This window comes from Acinetobacter sp. NBRC 110496 (genome assembly GCF_000876115.1).
Taxonomy (GTDB): domain Bacteria; phylum Pseudomonadota; class Gammaproteobacteria; order Pseudomonadales; family Moraxellaceae; genus Acinetobacter.
In genome coordinates this window covers 1-643 of record NZ_BBTF01000158.1, presented here as the reverse complement: position 1 = coordinate 643, position 643 = coordinate 1, and the positions used below count along the sequence as shown (strand labels likewise).

The following is a 643-nucleotide window of genomic DNA, read 5'->3' as shown; positions in this document are numbered from 1 at the left end:
GGCTTTTGTTTTGCCAAAGATATTGGATAAATTTCCTGATCGATCAGTTATGTTGACTGGTACAACAATTCTTGTAATCGGGCTGTTAAGTGGTTATTTCATTACATCTTATAATGGTTTGCTTGCACTTTGGTTTGTGCTTGGTATTGGATATTCTGTTTCACAAACACCTACAGGCCGTTTAATTCGCAAGTCTGCATCGAGTGAGAATAGAACCTCACTGTTTGCCGCACAATTTGCTTTCTCTCATGCTTGTTGGTTAATTACTTATCCATTAGTTGGATGGTTAAGTACCAATATAGGCACATTACAGACTTTTATTCCGATGGCTGTTATTGCGATTATTGCTCTCATTCTTGCATTACGCTTATGGACAACTAAAGATGAAGATTTTCTAGCACATAGCCATGATGATTTACCCGCAGACCACGATCATGTGGTTCAGCACCAAGTCAATGGTGTACATGTGCATGAGTATGTGATTGATGACTATCATCAAAAGTGGCCTAAATAATTCTTTTCGACTAATGGCTTAGAAGTAACCCGTTTATTTGTTGTACAATTTTAAACTTGTTTTATCGTTCAATAAAAAAGGGGAACAACATGAAAAAACTAATCTTTGTATGTTTAATGGGGCTTGCGG

1 protein-coding gene is annotated in these 643 nt (G+C 37.0%); it reads left to right on the top strand.

Features of this window, described 5'->3' with window-relative positions:
* On the top strand, positions 1 to 514 hold a 514-nt coding region (locus tag Aba26S_RS21025), incomplete at its 5' end, for an MFS transporter (protein ID WP_043975228.1).
* Positions 515 to 643: the final 129 nt, after the last annotated feature.